At 70.6% G+C, this 14,856-nt stretch carries 14 protein-coding genes; 6 read left to right on the plus strand and 8 right to left on the minus strand.

From position 1 onward, the window contains the following. Window positions 1-9: 9 nt before the first annotated feature. The 6 genes from UA74_RS27035 to UA74_RS27060 all read right to left on the minus strand — a co-directional run bounded on the left by UA74_RS27035 (window position 10) and on the right by UA74_RS27060 (window position 6,156). Window positions 10-2,532, minus strand: coding sequence for a TNT domain-containing protein (locus UA74_RS27035; protein WP_075765714.1), 2,523 nt, complete (start codon window positions 2,530-2,532; stop codon window positions 10-12). Between the two features lie 30 nt (window positions 2,533-2,562). After that, a complete protein-coding gene (locus UA74_RS27040; RefSeq protein ID WP_075742729.1) occupies window positions 2,563-2,880 on the minus strand; it encodes a WXG100 family type VII secretion target in 318 nt (105 codons plus the stop codon). 68 nt (window positions 2,881-2,948) lie between these two features. Further along, window positions 2,949-3,353 carry a YbaB/EbfC family nucleoid-associated protein gene (locus UA74_RS27045; protein WP_075742730.1) on the minus strand — a complete coding sequence of 135 codons (405 nt, stop codon included), beginning with the start codon at window positions 3,351-3,353 and terminating at the stop codon, window positions 2,949-2,951. A 176-nt stretch (window positions 3,354-3,529) separates the two neighbouring features. Continuing rightward, window positions 3,530-4,225, minus strand: a complete 696-nt coding sequence (locus UA74_RS27050; RefSeq protein WP_075742731.1) for an adenosylcobinamide amidohydrolase — start codon at window positions 4,223-4,225, stop codon at window positions 3,530-3,532. 438 nt (window positions 4,226-4,663) lie between these two features. Next, entirely contained in the window at window positions 4,664-5,623 is a 960-nt protein-coding gene (locus UA74_RS27055) for a hydroxymethylglutaryl-CoA lyase (protein ID WP_075742732.1), read from the minus strand. Continuing rightward, window positions 5,620-6,156: a PH domain-containing protein gene (locus UA74_RS27060; RefSeq protein WP_157434467.1), complete on the minus strand. Its 537-nt coding sequence runs from the start codon at window positions 6,154-6,156 to the stop codon at window positions 5,620-5,622. Before UA74_RS27060 ends, UA74_RS27055 begins: the two co-directional genes overlap by 4 nt. A 195-nt stretch (window positions 6,157-6,351) precedes the next feature. Between UA74_RS27060 and UA74_RS27065 the strand changes: the two genes are divergently transcribed. Then, window positions 6,352-6,834, plus strand: a complete 483-nt coding sequence (locus tag UA74_RS27065; protein ID WP_232237492.1) for a TFIIB-type zinc ribbon-containing protein — start codon at window positions 6,352-6,354, stop codon at window positions 6,832-6,834. Between the two features lie 29 nt (window positions 6,835-6,863). Here the strand turns inward: UA74_RS27065 and UA74_RS27070 are convergent, their stop codons facing one another. Next, the gene (locus tag UA74_RS27070) at window positions 6,864-7,727 is read right to left on the minus strand and encodes a biotin--[acetyl-CoA-carboxylase] ligase (protein WP_075744290.1); all 864 of its coding nucleotides are present in this window, start codon (window positions 7,725-7,727) and stop codon (window positions 6,864-6,866) included. Window positions 7,728-8,024: 297 nt separating this feature from the next. Between UA74_RS27070 and UA74_RS27075 the strand changes: the two genes are divergently transcribed. The 3 genes from UA74_RS27075 to UA74_RS27085 all read left to right on the plus strand — a co-directional run bounded on the left by UA74_RS27075 (window position 8,025) and on the right by UA74_RS27085 (window position 10,659). Beyond that, window positions 8,025-9,668: an acyl-CoA carboxylase subunit beta gene (locus UA74_RS27075; protein ID WP_075742733.1), complete on the plus strand. Its 1,644-nt coding sequence runs from the start codon at window positions 8,025-8,027 to the stop codon at window positions 9,666-9,668. Window positions 9,669-9,834: 166 nt separating this feature from the next. Beyond that, a complete protein-coding gene (locus tag UA74_RS27080; protein ID WP_075742734.1) occupies window positions 9,835-10,059 on the plus strand; it encodes an acyl-CoA carboxylase subunit epsilon in 225 nt (74 codons plus the stop codon). A 207-nt stretch (window positions 10,060-10,266) separates the two neighbouring features. Next, window positions 10,267-10,659: a VOC family protein gene (locus UA74_RS27085; RefSeq protein WP_075742735.1), complete on the plus strand. Its 393-nt coding sequence runs from the start codon at window positions 10,267-10,269 to the stop codon at window positions 10,657-10,659. 127 nt (window positions 10,660-10,786) lie between these two features. Here the strand turns inward: UA74_RS27085 and UA74_RS27090 are convergent, their stop codons facing one another. Continuing rightward, the gene (locus UA74_RS27090; RefSeq protein WP_075742736.1) at window positions 10,787-11,215 is read right to left on the minus strand and encodes a YciI family protein; all 429 of its coding nucleotides are present in this window, start codon (window positions 11,213-11,215) and stop codon (window positions 10,787-10,789) included. Between the two features lie 526 nt (window positions 11,216-11,741). On the opposite strand from UA74_RS27090, the gene UA74_RS27095 reads away from it, so the two are divergent. Then, the gene (locus UA74_RS27095) at window positions 11,742-13,724 is read left to right on the plus strand and encodes a Xaa-Pro dipeptidyl-peptidase (RefSeq protein WP_083683682.1); all 1,983 of its coding nucleotides are present in this window, start codon (window positions 11,742-11,744) and stop codon (window positions 13,722-13,724) included. 348 nt (window positions 13,725-14,072) lie between these two features. Beyond that, window positions 14,073-14,555, plus strand: a complete 483-nt coding sequence (locus UA74_RS27100; protein ID WP_075742737.1) for a helix-turn-helix domain-containing protein — start codon at window positions 14,073-14,075, stop codon at window positions 14,553-14,555. Window positions 14,556-14,856: the final 301 nt, after the last annotated feature.

Consider the following 14,856-nt stretch of genomic DNA (forward strand, 5'->3'; position numbering starts at 1 on the left):
CCGGTCTCCTCACGCCTGCGGCACTGTCTGGGCGACGTCGGACACCGTGGCCGACACTCGCGCGGCAGGCGCGTCCTCGTCGACGACCAGGTAGCCCGCCCGGAGGAGCTCGACCACCGACTGGGTCAGCCGGAATCGCAGTCCACCACCCGGTTGAGCGAACCAGGGCGCCGAGACCGCCCGCCACGCGGGCAGCGGCCGTTGCACCACGTAACGCGCATACGGCCGGTCCGCGTATTCGGGCGGCAGTGATCGGGCCGCGAAGCGGGTGTCGGCCTCCGCGAGCACCCGGCCCTCCGGCGTCCCGAACCGGTCCAGCGCGGTGCCCGCCGCCAGAACGACCGGCTCGCTGCCCGCCGGATCGGCGGCGCCCTCCGGGAACAGCTCTCCCGGTGGCCAGGCGTACTCGGCCGGTGCGGCGTGACCTGTCTCGGCCGCCCGCACCAGGAAACGCCGGTCCCAAGCACGTTCGTGCACGTCGCCGAGCGGATCGTGACCGGAGACCAGGGCTCGGGGACAGGCGCCCTGCTGATCCTCGGGCGCGTGCTGCGGTCTCGCCGCCGAGGTATCGCGCAGGTCGACCAGCTCCGACTGCGGGTGATCCTGTGGTGGGAAGCGGATACCGGGAGCGAAGTCGGTCTCGCGAGGCGGCGCGGGCAGCTGCCGGGCCGGACGCGTGCTGGGTACCGGCAGGTGGCCGAGCGGGAACAGGTTCATGGTGAAGGCGAGCAGCTCGGCGTCGGGCGGCGTCGTCGGTCGAACCGGTCGACCTGCCGCGTTCTGATCGACGGGCCCACCGCCGAAGAGATCACCTGCCTGCGCGATCGGCCCCATCGCCTTGCCCGCCACGGGACCGCCGCCTGCCAGGTGCGCGACCACCGCCCCGCCACCGCCTGCCTGCGCGCCGCCGAAGCCGGGAGCGGCCCCCACGCCGGGACCCGCCGCGAGGCCGGGAGCGCCAGGCGCCGGTGCGCCGAACGGTGCGGGTGCGGCACCGAGGCCCGGCAGACCGCCACCTGCGGCAGGCAGCTTCGGAGCCGGTGCCGGGGCCCCGCCACCGGGGGCCGCAGCGCCAGGGGCACCCGCGCCGGGGGCCGCGACGCCGGGCGAGCCCGCACCAGGCGCGCCCGCGCCGGGGACGCCCGGCGCGACCGGAGCACCGGGCATGCCGGGTACAGGCGAACCACCGGGCAGCCCGATGCCACCGGGCGCGCCGGGGCCGGGCAGCACCGGCATCGGACGTCCCGGTGCCTGCGGTTGTCCGGCCCCGCCGGGCGCAGGCGCCTGGCCGCCACCTGGTGATCCGGCGGGTGGCTGTGGGGCAGGTGCCGAGGGGATGTTCTGCGCGGGCGGCGCGCTCGGCGCCGGTTCCGGTCGGGGAGCCGGGGCAGGCGCGGCGTCCGACGGCGGACCGGAGAACGACGGGGTCAGACTCGGCGGGGCGGGTGCGGCCGAGCCGCCGCCCCCGGAACCGCCTGCGGAGCCGCTGGGCGAACCTGCACCAGCGGGAATGTTGATCGGCCCGGTGTTCATCGAAGGGTCCGGGGTGTAAGCGAGCGGCGAATACGCGGGCGCACCGCCGCCTGGCTCGGACGCAGACGAGTCTGCGGCACGCACGGCCTGGTCCACCACGCCTGCGGGAATCGGCCCGGTGCTCTCGGGGTCGAGATCACGCAGGTCCGACGGCGACGGGCCGCCTGCCTCGAGCTCCTGTTGCTCCACCAGGTCGTCGCCCCAGGTGAAGCCGCGATTCTCGGCCAGCTCGGTGGCCTCGGTATCGGACAGATCACCGGACTCGACCATCGAGTTCACCAGCTCCGACAGCACCAGCGGCGCCGCGTCGTCGAACTGATCGTCCTCGCCGAGGTCGTCGGTTCCGTCGCCGTCCTGGTCGCCCAGTTCCGGCAGCACGGCGTCGGCGTCGATGCCCAGCAACGCGGCGAGATCGGGATCGAGCAGTTCCCCGGCCGTCGCTCCGACGGGCTGGAAAGGAGACAGGTCGCCGGTGTCGGTGTCCACATCGGGCAGTGCCTCGCCCGCCTCCACCTCCACTGCGGCGGTCAAGGTCTCGTTGACCTCGGCGAACTCGGCCTTGGCACCGGCGAAGAGGGAGTCGAGTTCTGCCTGGGCCGAGGCATCGCCGTCGGCGACGGCCTGTTCGGCGGCATCCTTCCTGACCGCGAGCTTGACGAGCCTGCGCACGATCTCCACCTTGGTGGCGGCGATCTGGTCGGCAGCGAACTCCAGCTGTCCGGCCGCCTCTTCGCAGCCGCGCACGATGGACGCGAACCGCCCCTCATCGGCGACGAACAGCTCCCAGTGCTCCCGTGCAGCATCGGCGGCGTCGCCCTCGTAGCTCTCGAACGCACCCTGAACGAAGCTGTGCGCATCGGTCCTGGAGTCCCGCACCTCTGCCGCCGCGGCCCGCCACGCCTCGGCGAGGGACCGCATGTGATCCTCGTCGGCCTCCGGCCAGTGGACCCCGGCACGCTGCGCCACGTCGGCCAGCTCCTCCGGAAGCTTGATACCCATCTACCTACCCCTGTCGAGAAGCGACTGACGTCAGCGAGATCCGGCGTCGGGCGACCCGACCAGGCCTGCGTTGTGCTCGTCCACCCCGGCGTAGTCCCGCGCCGTGGTCTGGAGGCGGTCTCGCATGTCCAGCAGCTGGCCCGGCAGCGCGTCGAGCAGGTCGAGCACCTGGGACGAGGGCTCCCGGTACCGGGAGGAGAAGCTGCGGCCGATCTCGTCGCCGCCCCAGCAGCCCATCTTGTCGGTCACCGCGCCACGCAGCGTCTGCGCCGTGTCCTCGATCGACCCGGAGGTCCCGGTGAGTCTGCCTGCCCGAGTCTCAAGCTGCTCTGGATCAACCTTGAACATTCCTGCGCCTCCCTTGAGCTCGACGACCAGCCCCGCACCGATGTCAGCGCGTCGGTGTCGAGCATCTGCTACCGCCAGCCCTGGTTCTCGAAAACCGTGGACTGGACGTGTCGTCGCTGCATCGACGGTCCGGCGGCCTGCGTCTGACTCGCCTGCGACGCCTCGTCGGTTGCGGTGAGAACGGTCGAGACCACCCCGGCCGCAGCCGACGCGGCGGCAGCCGATGCGGCTTGGATGGTGTGCTGTACGAGTGCGGCCAGCTCAGCCGGGCGGTGTCTTCGATAGGCGTGATCGGCGATCGCCACTCGGTGGACGATCCCGCGATGTCCCACGGTGACCGAGACCGAGGAGTCGGCGCTGGTCACTGTCTCGCTGATCTCAGCAAGACGCCTGTGCACCTCACCAAGCTGCTCTCGACTGCGTCGATACTCGCCGAGCAGCCGCTCGACGCTGGCTTGGTGGTCGGTCACCATAATGCCTCCGGTGGTCCGGCCGCCGACGGATGTACCGGTGTTGGACGGCTTCGTCGGCGATCTGGTTCCCGCGAATTTCTCACTGTTCTCGGCTCGGATCGGGCAACAGGAAACCAACCGCCTGCCGGGCAGGCGTCACCGGGGCGGGGAGGCACCAGGCTTCGCTGTTCGCGGGGTCAGTCGCCGATCGAGGACAGGTCCGCCGCCGGTCGCGCCGCGCCCATGCCGGTGCGCCACGAAGCGAATCGCGGCTCGGGGGCGATCAGTCCGGTGTGGACGGCGTCGTGCACTGCCCTGGCCAGCGCACCGCCGATCCGTGAGCGAGGCCCGCCGTAGCGCTCCGGCTCGCCGTCGAGCGGGCACAGCAGGATGGTGGCGTCGGTGCAGGTTCCGGTGCCCGGCACGCCGACCTCCTGGAAGGCCTGTGCCTTCGCCTCGGCCACGGTGGCCACCGCGTTGACCAACGCACCCTCGGTGAGTCGGACCGGCAGGAAGCAGACGGCGTTGACGGTGCCCGGCGGCGGATCGGTCGGCGAGTCCGGCGCGGCGGCCCAGGTCGGATGCTTGCCGACGCCGGTCGTGACGCAGGCCGACACCCCGTTGTCGGAGCGACTGACCTGCTGGCGGACGTCCACGGCGGTGAGCAGCCCGACTCCGGGCCCGGTGCAACCCAGCTCCGCGCCGATCTCGGCGAGATGCGCGGCCGGATCGGGTCGGTCGTAGTCATGGCGCACGGTGGCGTTGCACGCCCAGCTCCGCTCGCCGATGCCGCCGCCCAGGACGGCCGAGGAGATCGACAGCCACGGGGAGGTCAGCCGCCATGACAGCACCGGAAGTCCCGCCACCAGGGAGAACGTCGGTTCGACGGTCACGAGCGCATCTCCTTCAGGCGGATGACGACGAGGCAGGCGCCCGGCGGGCGGTCGGTGCTCGCACCGCATCGGCCTGCGACGCTGGTGCTCCCCGCGAGGACCGGGGTAGACCGTCTCGCACCTGCTCCGCCGAGCCCTCCCACAGTCTGCCCCCGGTCGGCGTCTGGTCAAGGGTCGGGTCCGGGCGCGGCGAGACTCGGGCGCGCGGGCCTGCTCGGTGCTTCGGCATCAGCGGTGCGACACCAGCGCAGGCAGGCAGACCGGCCGCCCCGGGCCCGGCCGAGACGCGCCACCGCGCTTGCCGAGGAACGCGGACGGCAGCCCTCGATCGGTCCGGCGGCGGCTCTGCTCAGGTGTTCCAGGCGGCGCACCCGAGCTCGCCGGAACGTCGACGAACACCGTCGCCCTCACGAGGCACGGTCGGCGGCGAAGGGCTCCTCAGGAGTCCCCGCCGAGGGCGGTCACCACGCGCGACGCACTCGGCCTGCCCAACCGCTCGGCCATCCAGACGCTCGTCCGGACCAGCGCGTCGAGGTCGACGCCGTGCTCGATGCCGAGGCCGTCGAGCATCCAGACCAGGTCCTCGGTCGCCAGGTTGCCCGTCGCCGATCCCGCGAAGGGGCAGCCGCCGAGGCCGCCCGCAGCAGAGTCCACGGTGGACACTCCGGCGCGCAGGGCGGTGTAGGTGTTGGACAACGCCTGCCCATAGGTGTCGTGGAAGTGCACGGCGAGCTGCGCCGTCGGAACTCCGGCCGTGCCGAAGGACCGCAGCAGCGTCTCCACCTGGCCGGGGGTCGCCACGCCGATGGTGTCGCCCAGGGAGAGCTGCTCACAGCCGAGGTCCAGCAGCCTACGTCCGGCGGCGGTCACCGATGCCGGGTCTGCCGGGCCCTCCCATGGATCGCCGAAGCACATCGACAGATACCCGCGCACCCGCAGCCCCGCCTCGCGGGCCCGACGCACCACCGGCTCGAACATGGCGAACTGCTCGTCCATGCTCCGATTGAGATTGCGGCGGGCGAAGGACTCGGTGGCGCTGGCGAAGATCGCGATGTCCGCCACGCCTGCCTCGACGGCACGGTCCAGCCCGCGTTCGTTGGGCACGAGCACCGGATATCGCACGCCCGGCAGCCTCGGCAGCGCGGCCAGCAACTCGGCGGCGTCGGCGAGCTGCGGAACCCACCGAGGGCTCACGAAGCTGGTCGCCTCCAGCACGGTCAGCCCCGCCGCCGCGAGCCTGCGCAGGAACTCCTGCTTGACGTCGACGCCGACCACGGTCGACTCGTTCTGCAGGCCGTCGCGCGCGCCCACCTCCCAGATGGTCACCCTCGCGGGCAGCGCACCGGGGTCGACGGCGGGCGAGTGCTGCGGCAGCCCGAGCGTGCGGACGGGCGTCATTCCGACCGACGCGGCTGCTGGGAGCGCTGCGGGTAGTAGAAGTCGCCCTGATCGCCTTCGTCGATCTGCTGGTACAGCATTCCGTGCACGCGTTCGACCTGCGGGACGTCGTCGAAGGTGAGCGCCTCGTCCGAGGCCGACTCGATGATCAGCGTGCCGCAGCCGAGGACCCGGTCTATCAGACTGTGCTCGAAACGGACGCTGTTGATCCGGTTCAGCGGGATATCCACGCCGGTGCGATGCAGCACGCCTGCCCGGTACATCACACGCTCGTTGGTCACCACGAAGTGGGTGCTCTGCCAACGGATGAACGGCACCAGAAACAGCCAGATGATCAGGATGGCGCCGATCGCGCCGATCGCGATCCAGCCGATCGTGTTCCATTCCTGGTCGTTGACGAACATCGCCCCGAAGACCCCGGCGGCGACGATCACCAGGAGGGCCACCGTCGGCCAGAAAATCATCTTCCAGTGCGAATGCTTGTGGACGACGACATGCTCGTCGTTGGTGAGCATGTTCTCCGGGTAACCCACGGTCTTTCCTCCAGATCAGGCCCTGCCGTCGTCTCCGACGCGATCACCGTACCGGCGAGACGCCCGTCGCGGGAGCAGGACGGCCATGACGATCAGGGATCGGAGCGTCGCAGGCGTCTCGACACCGCGACCGCCGGGTGGACGACCAGCCGGAACTCCCGCGACAGGCGACCCGCTCCGGGGGAGGATGCGGCCATGGACACGCAGCGAGCGCCGCTGGGACTCCGCTCACACGACTCCGGGATTCATCTGGTCGAACTGGCCGCCGAGGCCATCGACGTGGTGTGTCCGCGCTGTCGGTCGCGCGCGGCGAACACCGCACGGCCGAATGACTCCGCCTACGTCGGCACCTGGCCGCGCAGGCTGACCTGCCCGAACTGCGCCTACTGGGCGGAGTGGGCGTCGGGAGCGGGCAGATACTCGGTGTGGGGCGGCCCGGTGGACCCCTTCTTCGGCGTCCCGCTGTGGTGGCAGGCCGAGTGCTGCGGCGGCCGCACGCTCTGGGCACTCAACGAGAAGCACCTTGATCTGCTGGAACGCCATGTCGCCGCGAGGCTGCGCGAGCGCACCGGACCGCCACGCAACTCCAGCATGGTGTCTCGCCTGCCCGGGTGGCTGAGCGCGGCCGGGAATCGCGCGGAGGTGCTCACGACGATTCGCAGGCTCCGCGCCCGATGATCCGGCCTCCGCTCGGCTTGACTCGGCGATCAGCGAGCGCGCAGATGCACGACGTCACCGGCGGAGAAGGCCTCGGTCCGTCCTGAATCGGAACGGACGAGGAGCCTGCCCGCCTCGTCGACGTCGACGGCGGTGCCGAGCACCGAGTGATCCCCCGCCAACTCCACCCGCACGCGGCGTCCCAGCGTCGCGCTCGCCTCCCGGTAGGCCGCGAGCTGTCCGGACCGCACGACGTCACCGCCCTGGCTCCGCCAGGCACGCTCGACGGTGTCCAGCTCGCCGAGCAGCCGGATCGCAAGTGCGGCCCGGTCGAGGCCCACGGCTCCCTCGGCGCGCAGCGACGTCGCCTGCGGACCGGTCGGCCTGGCAGGCAGCTCATCGGGCTGGTGATCGACATTGAGGCCGAGGCCCACGACCACGGCGGGGCTCGCCGGGCCGCCACCCGCCCGGCCGACAGGCACCACCGCCTCGGCCAGGATTCCCGCGCACTTGCGCTCCGCAGGCCCGACCAGCAGGTCGTTCGGCCACTTCATCGCCGCCTCGACCCCGCAGGCCGACCGCACCGCTCGGGTCAGGGCCAGCCCGGCGAGCAGCGGCAGCCAGCCGAAGTGAACGGGTGAGACGCCCTCGGGGCGCAGCAGCAGACTGAGATAGAGCCCGGCCCCGGCGGGCGAGGCCCAGGCCCGGCTCTGCCGCCCTCGCCCGCCGGTCTGCTCCTCGGCGATCAGCACGACGCGGTCCGGCGCCCCGGCCTGCGCGGCAGCGGCCACGTCCGCGTTGGTCGAACCGGTGGTCGGCACCACGTCGAGCGCGGCGTAGGCGCCTGCGGGCCCGAGCAGGGCCGCTCGAAGGACTTCCTGGTCAAGCGGGGTGCGCTCCGGGTGTTCGGCCATCGGCGGAGCATACGGCCGACAGACTGCGCCGGGTTCGGCGCCGGGGCCGCCCCCGGCGCTCGCGCACGGAGAATCCGGGGCCGGAGCAGGCATCCGAGGCAGGCCGAGAGGACGACCGGTCCGAACGTCGCCGAGACCGTGCAGCCCGGTCAGAGCCGGACCGCGAGAGAAGGTGGCACGGCGAAAGGTCCACGACATCAGGACCGAAGGCTCCTCGCCCACCTCGACGTGGTCCGGCGAACGATGAGGCCCGCCGGTGCTACGAGAGCCGCAGTCGGGCCGGCTAGGCTCGGCCACATGAGCAGCGCAACCGAGCCCGTCGGGGACCTGTCGGACGTCGAACCGGACATCCACACCACGGCGGGCAAGCTCGCCGACCTGGCGCGCCGGAACCACGAGGCCGTGCACGCCGGGTCCGCCCGCGCGGTGGAGCGACAACACGCCAAGGGCAAGCAGACGGCCCGCGAGCGCATCGACATGCTGCTCGATCCCGGCTCGTTCGTCGAACTCGACGAGCACGCAAGGCACCGATCCACCAACTTCGGACAGGAGCACAACCGACCCTACGGCGACGGAGTCGTCATCGGCTTCGGCACCGTCGACGAGCGCCCGATCTGTGTGTTCAGCCAGGACGTCACCGTCTTCGGCGGCTCGCTCGGCGAGGTCTACGGCGAGAAGATCGTCAAGATCCTCGACCTGGCGCTCAAGACGGGCAGGCCGATCGTCGGCATCAACGAAGGCGGCGGGGCCCGCATCCAGGAGGGCGTCGTCTCCCTCGGCCTCTACGGCGAGATCTTCCGCCGCAACACGCACGCCTCCGGCGTGATCCCGCAGATCTCGCTGATCATGGGTGCCACGGCAGGCGGCCACGTCTACTCCCCCGCCTTGACGGACTTCGTGGTGATGGTCGACAAGACCTCCCACATGTTCATCACCGGCCCGGACGTCATCAAGACGGTCACCGGAGAGGAGGTCACCTTCGAGGAGCTGGGCGGGGCCGACACCCACAACACCCGGTCCGGCGTGGCCCACTACCTCGGTGGTGACGAGGAGGACGCGATCTCCTACGTCAAGTCGCTGCTCGGGCACCTGCCCGCCAACAATCTCAGCGAGCCGCCCGTCTATCCGCCGTCGGCCCCGGCGGGACCGGGCTCGATCGCCGAGCAGCTCACCGAAACCGACCTCGAGCTCGACACGCTGATCCCGGACTCGGCGAACCAGCCGTACGACATGCATGAGGTGCTGTCGCGGGTGCTCGACGACGGCGAGTTCCTGGAGGTCCACGAGCGGTTCGCCCCCAACATCATCGTCGGCTTCGGCCGAATCGAGGGGCAGAGCGTGGGGGTGGTCGCCAACCAGCCCACCCAGTTCGCCGGTTGTCTGGACATCGACGCCAGTGAGAAGGCGGCCCGGTTCGTGCGCACCTGCGACGCGTTCAACGTGCCGGTGCTGACCTTCGTCGACGTGCCGGGATTCCTGCCGGGCACCGAGCAGGAGTGGAACGGCATCATCCGGCGCGGCGCCAAGCTGCTGTACGCCTATGCCGAGGCCACCGTCCCGCTGATCACCACGATCACCAGGAAGGCCTTCGGCGGCGCCTACGACGTGATGGGCTCCAAACACCTCGGGGCCGACGTCAACCTGGCCTGGCCGACGGCGCAGATCGCGGTGATGGGCGCCCAGGGGGCGGCGAACATCGTGCACCGCAAGACACTGGCCAAGGCCGCCGCCGACGGTGCGGACACCGACGCGCTGCGCGCTCGGCTCCAGCAGGAGTACGAGGACGCGTTGTGCAACCCGTACGTGGCGGCCGAGCGCGGCTACGTCGACTCGGTGATCGCGCCCTCGCACACGCGCGGCTACCTCGCGCGGTCGCTGCGGCTGCTGCGCGACAAGCGCGAGACGCTGCCGCCGAAGAAGCACGGCAACATTCCGCTGTGAGGTGCCGGAAGTGAGTCCGCTCCGGCGACATGGCCGGAGCGGACTCGGCGGGACGACAGACGGCAGCGGCGAGCGGCCCGATCAGCCTGCGCAGCACGGGGTGGAAGCGGGCAGACAGGCCGACGGGGCGACGAGTCGCATCGGGCGGCCAGAGCGGAGGACGAGGATGACGGATCAGCAGGAGCAGCCGAGGGAGCGTCCGATGCTCCGCGTCGTGCGGGGCGAGCCCGACGACGTGGAGTTGGCCGCGTTGACGGCAGTGCTCGCGGCCGTCGACACTCCGGTCCGTGAGCCGCCGAAGCCGACCCGCTCCGGCTGGGCGGATCGCGCCGCGCTGCTGCGTCGGCCACTGTCGCCGGGCGAGGGGGCCTGGCGTCGCTCCGCCTTCTGAGTGTTCCGGGGCGTCGGTCTCCCGGCCGATGGCCGTTCTCGACGCTCTCGGCTCACGACGACGGCGGCGGGCGGGCCGGGGTCGGGGAGCCGAGGTCGGCGATGGTGAGAACGAACGATCGGCCGGCCGCGCGAAGCCACGAGATCACCCGCGCAGGCGAACTCCGACGAGCAAGGCCGGTGCAGGCCGTGGCATTAGGCTGACGCGGTGAATCTCGACTTGGTCGCCGTCATCGTCAGCGAATACGACTCGGCGATCGCGTTCTTCGTCGACGTGCTGGGGTTCGAACTCGTCGAGGACACGCCGTCGCTCACCAACGACGGACGTGCGAAGCGATGGGTCGTCGTCCGCCCGCCCGGTGCCGCGACCGGTGTGCTCCTGGCCCGTGCCGACGGCGCCGATCAGTCCGCCGCCCTCGGCCGCCAAGCAGCAGACCGGGTGGGCTTCTTCCTTCGCGTTGATGATTTCGAGACGTCCTACCGACGAATGCTGGCAGCCGAGGTCGAGTTCCTGACCGAACCCCGCACCGAGCCGTACGGTCGCGTGGCCGTGTTCCTCGACATCGCGGGCAACCGCTGGGATCTTCTCGGCCCGGCCTGATTTCGACTCCGGCGGGAGTAGGCAGGAGACCGCGCGCAGCCCGGACCACCCGCTGCTCATTCCGTCGCCGCAGGTCTGCGGGGGCCGGCGACTCATCGAGTCGCCCATGCCCCCGCGGCGCCTCGCTTCAGTCCTGCTGAGCGGCGACCTCGGCACGCAGGCGCTCCTCGGCCTCGCGGAGCTCGGGAGTGAACTCCTCGCCGAAGTCCTCGGCCTCGAACACCTGCCGGATCTCCATCTCCTGCTCGCCCTCGGCGGGCGCCGGGCAACGACGCGCCCACTCGACGGCCTCCTCCTTCGACGCCACCTGGATCAGCCAGAAGCCGGCGACCAGTTCCTTGGTCTCGGTGAACGGACCGTCGATGACCGAGGACTTCCCGTCCTTGAAGCGCACCCGGGCGCCCTTGTCACTCGAGTGCAGGCCCTCGCCAGCCAACACGATGCCCGCCTTGACCAGCTCCTCGTTGTAGCGGCCCATCTCGGCGAGCAGCTCCTCGTCCGGCAGCGCACCGGCCTCGGTCTCTTCGGTCGCCTTCATGATGATCATGAATCGCATCGTCTTCTCCTTCGGGTGAGGGCCGGTCGCACAGCACGGCCCTGGTGACCGCGCTGCCCCTGCCTTCACCAGTGCGTCGAACGGCCGAGCCCGGAATCGACATGAACCCGAAGTTTTTTCCGGTCTATCTCGGCAGGGCAACGACGGTGCTCATAATCGCAGGTGAGAGCCGTCGGTCTGACGGAAATTCCCAAGCTGCGGAGCTGGCGGGCCGAGCGGAGGGACCTCGCGGCGTGCCGTCGGACGCCTACTGCTGCTCGGCGAAGCCCGACCAGCACCGGCTCGGCTCGGCTGGATCGTCGGGCCGCGCCGGACCCGGAGTCGGCCGGCTCCAGACCCGTCTGACGGCCGTCCAGCCGTGGCCGGGCCCGCTGCGGCATCGCAGACAGTGACATCACCGACAGCGCCGTCACCAGCAGTGATGCTCGCTGAGAGTTGTCATCTGTCCGCAACGAATGGATCTGTCGCGCCCCTCGTCAGGCCGTTAGCGTGACAAACGACCTTGCCGTGTGATCAGGAGGCACCCATGCCGACGAGAGAACCGACGAGACGATTACTGGCACTGCCGCTGGCCGGTGCCCTGCTGGCCGGGACGGCCCTGCCCGCCGTGGCGGCCGAGGAACAGGCGGCGACCCCGACGACCGTCGACACCGCGTTCACACTCGACGGCGGGGTGAGCGCCCCGATCCACTCCTACGCCGACGCGATCCGCGAGACCGTGTGGGTCGACATCGGCATGGACGGCGACCGCGACGGGATCTCCGACCGGGTAGCGGCCGACATCATCCGACCCGCCGAGCCGGCCCAGGCAGGCCTGCCGGTTCCGGTGATCATGGACGCCAGCCCCTATTACTCCTGCTGCGGGCGGGGCAACGAGAGCCAGCTCAAGACCTACGACGAGTCCGGCCGCCCCGAGGGCTTCCCCCTCTTCTATGACAACTACTTCGTGCCCCGTGGTTATGCGACCGTGCTGGTCGACCTCGCGGGCACCAACCGCTCCGAGGGCTGCGTCGATGTCGGCGGTCCCTCCGACGTCACCTCCGCCACCGCCGTCGTGGAATGGCTGAACGGCGCCGCCACCGGCTACACCTCGCCGACCGGGGACGAACAGGCCTCCGCCGACTGGTCCACCGGCGCGGTCGGCATGATCGGCAAGTCCTATGACGGCACCATCGCCAACGGCGTCGCGGCGACCGGGACGCCCGGTCTGAAGACGATCGTGCCGATCGGAGCGATCAGCTCCTGGTACGACTACTACGGCTCCGACGGCGCGGCGTTCCGCAACTCCCCGGCCGGCCTGGCCCGGACGGTGGAGCAGGGCGGCCGACCCGACTGCGGGCACGTCAAGGCCGAGCTGGACGCGGGCGCGCCGATCAACGGCGACTGGACCGAACTCTGGGACGAGCGCGACCACACCAAGGACGCGGCGAACGTGCACGCCAGCGTGCTCGCCGTGCACGGGCTCGGGGATCTCAACGTCAAGATGATCCACTTCGGCCGCTGGTGGGAGGCCTTGGCGGAGCATGACGTGCCGCGCAAGGTCTGGCTCACCCAGGCAGGCCACGTGGACCCCTTCGACTTCCGGCGCGCGGAGTGGGTCGACACCCTGCACCGCTGGTTCGACCGCTGGCTGCTGGAGGTGCCCAACGGCATCGACACCGAGCCCGCCGCCACCATCGAGCGAGCCCCCGACGTCTGGGCGGACGAACCGGTCTGGCCGCCCGCGTCCACCACCGACGTCACGCTGACGCCGAGGGTGAGCGGGACCGACGGGCTCGGCCACCTCGGCAGGCATCGCCAACCGCCGATGGAGAGCCAGCACATAGCGCGCGGTGCGGGCGGCAACCAGTTCGCCTGGGCCGAGGCACCCGACCAGCCCGCCGACGACCGGCTGCTCTTCTACACCCCGCCGCTGAGCCGGGACGCCCGGATCGCGGGCACCGGGTCGGTGACCGTGTCGGTGTCCTCCTCCCTGCCCGTCGGCCATCTGACGGCGACGCTGGTGGACTACGGCCCGGCCACCACCCGCGACTACCTCGGCAGCGGCGAGGGCATCCGCACCCTGTCCACCCGGTCGTGCTGGGGAGAGAGCACGCCCTTCGACGACGCCTGTTACCGCGACACCGAGACGACCACCGCCGACGTGGACCTGGAGATCTTCGCCCGAGGGTGGGCGGACATCGCCAATCACTCCTCCCGCACCGACGGCGAGGCGTTGGAGCCGGGGCGGTCCTACGACGTCACCTTTCGGCTCTCCACCACTGACCACGTGGTGCCCGCAGGTCATCAGCTCGCACTGATCATCGGCGGCAGCGACTCCCGCTACCTCCGAGCGCCCGCAGGCACGCCCGCCCTCACGGTCGGCCTGCGCGGCACCAGCATCGACGTGCCGCTGGTGGACGGTCAGATCAGCTTCGGGCCGGTCCGTGAAGAGCCGCCGACGGTGCGTGAACACCGCGTTCCCGAGGAGCCGACGATCCTGGTGGGCGGCGACCAGGTGCGGGGCTGAGGAGGGCTTCTGAGAGGCCGACCAGCCGACACGCGGGCCGCCTGATCAGGGCGGCCCACGTGTCGGCCACCATCGTGACCGACCAGGAAGGCATCACTTCCCGCGCAGGGCGGACGAACCAGCGTGACGGCGTTCGCAACGAGTCGGGACTCAACACCGTCACGAGTCCACATCGAATCAGGCCCCTTGATCGAAATTACTGAGAGTACGCATCCTGCCCTGCTTGGGTGAATCAGGGCCCGCAACAGGGGAACTCCCTCACAATTTTCGATTCCTTCGAATTCCCGGCTTAAGCTGGAGTGGCCAGGAGGCAACCCGGCATCCGGCCGAGCCAGTGAGGAGAGGAACATGACTGCCGTACTCGACGGGCACACCGTGCTGCCGCCCTCAGACGACGACACGGACGCCAACCTCAGGCAGCTGGCCTTGATCCTTGAAGAGCCCGCCCATCAGGGTGAGCACGCCGAACTCATCGGCCCCGACGGCTCACGGGTGACGCTGCCGGCAGACCTGCACGGCGTGCTGCGCGACACGGTGGCAGCTCTCTCCGCAGGGCTGGCGGTCACCATCGCACCGCGTCATGCCGTACTGACCACACAGCAGGCTGCGGACCTCCTGCATATCTCCCGCCCCACCCTCATCAAGCTTCTCGAAGAAGAGAAGATCCCGTACACGCGTCCCGGGCGTCACCGACGCATCCGACTCGCCGACGTGCTCGAGTACGAGGAGGGCACCAGGCAGGCCCGTCGCGAGACGCTGGGCGAACTCACGCATACGGCGAGTGAGGACGGCACCGCCGACGACATCGATCACTTCATCCGAACTCGATGAGCTGATGGCCTTTCCCGCATTCCTGGATTCGTGCGTCCTCGTCCCGATCAACCTCACCGACGTGCTGCTTCGTCTGGCGGAGGCGAACACCTATCGTCCGATCTGATCGGCTCAGGTGTTGGAGGAGGTCGAGCGAAATCTGCCGAAGGCATCGGCACGCATGACCGTCGACTCGGCCCGACGCCGAGTCGCGCGCATGCGTACCGCCTTTCGCGATGCGGAGACGACCGGATTCGAGTCATTGATTCCGACCATGACCAACCAGGAGAAGGACCGCCACGTCCTCGCTGCGGCAGTCTGC

The organism is Actinoalloteichus fjordicus (assembly GCF_001941625.1).
Lineage (GTDB): Bacteria > Actinomycetota > Actinomycetes > Mycobacteriales > Pseudonocardiaceae > Actinoalloteichus_A > Actinoalloteichus_A fjordicus.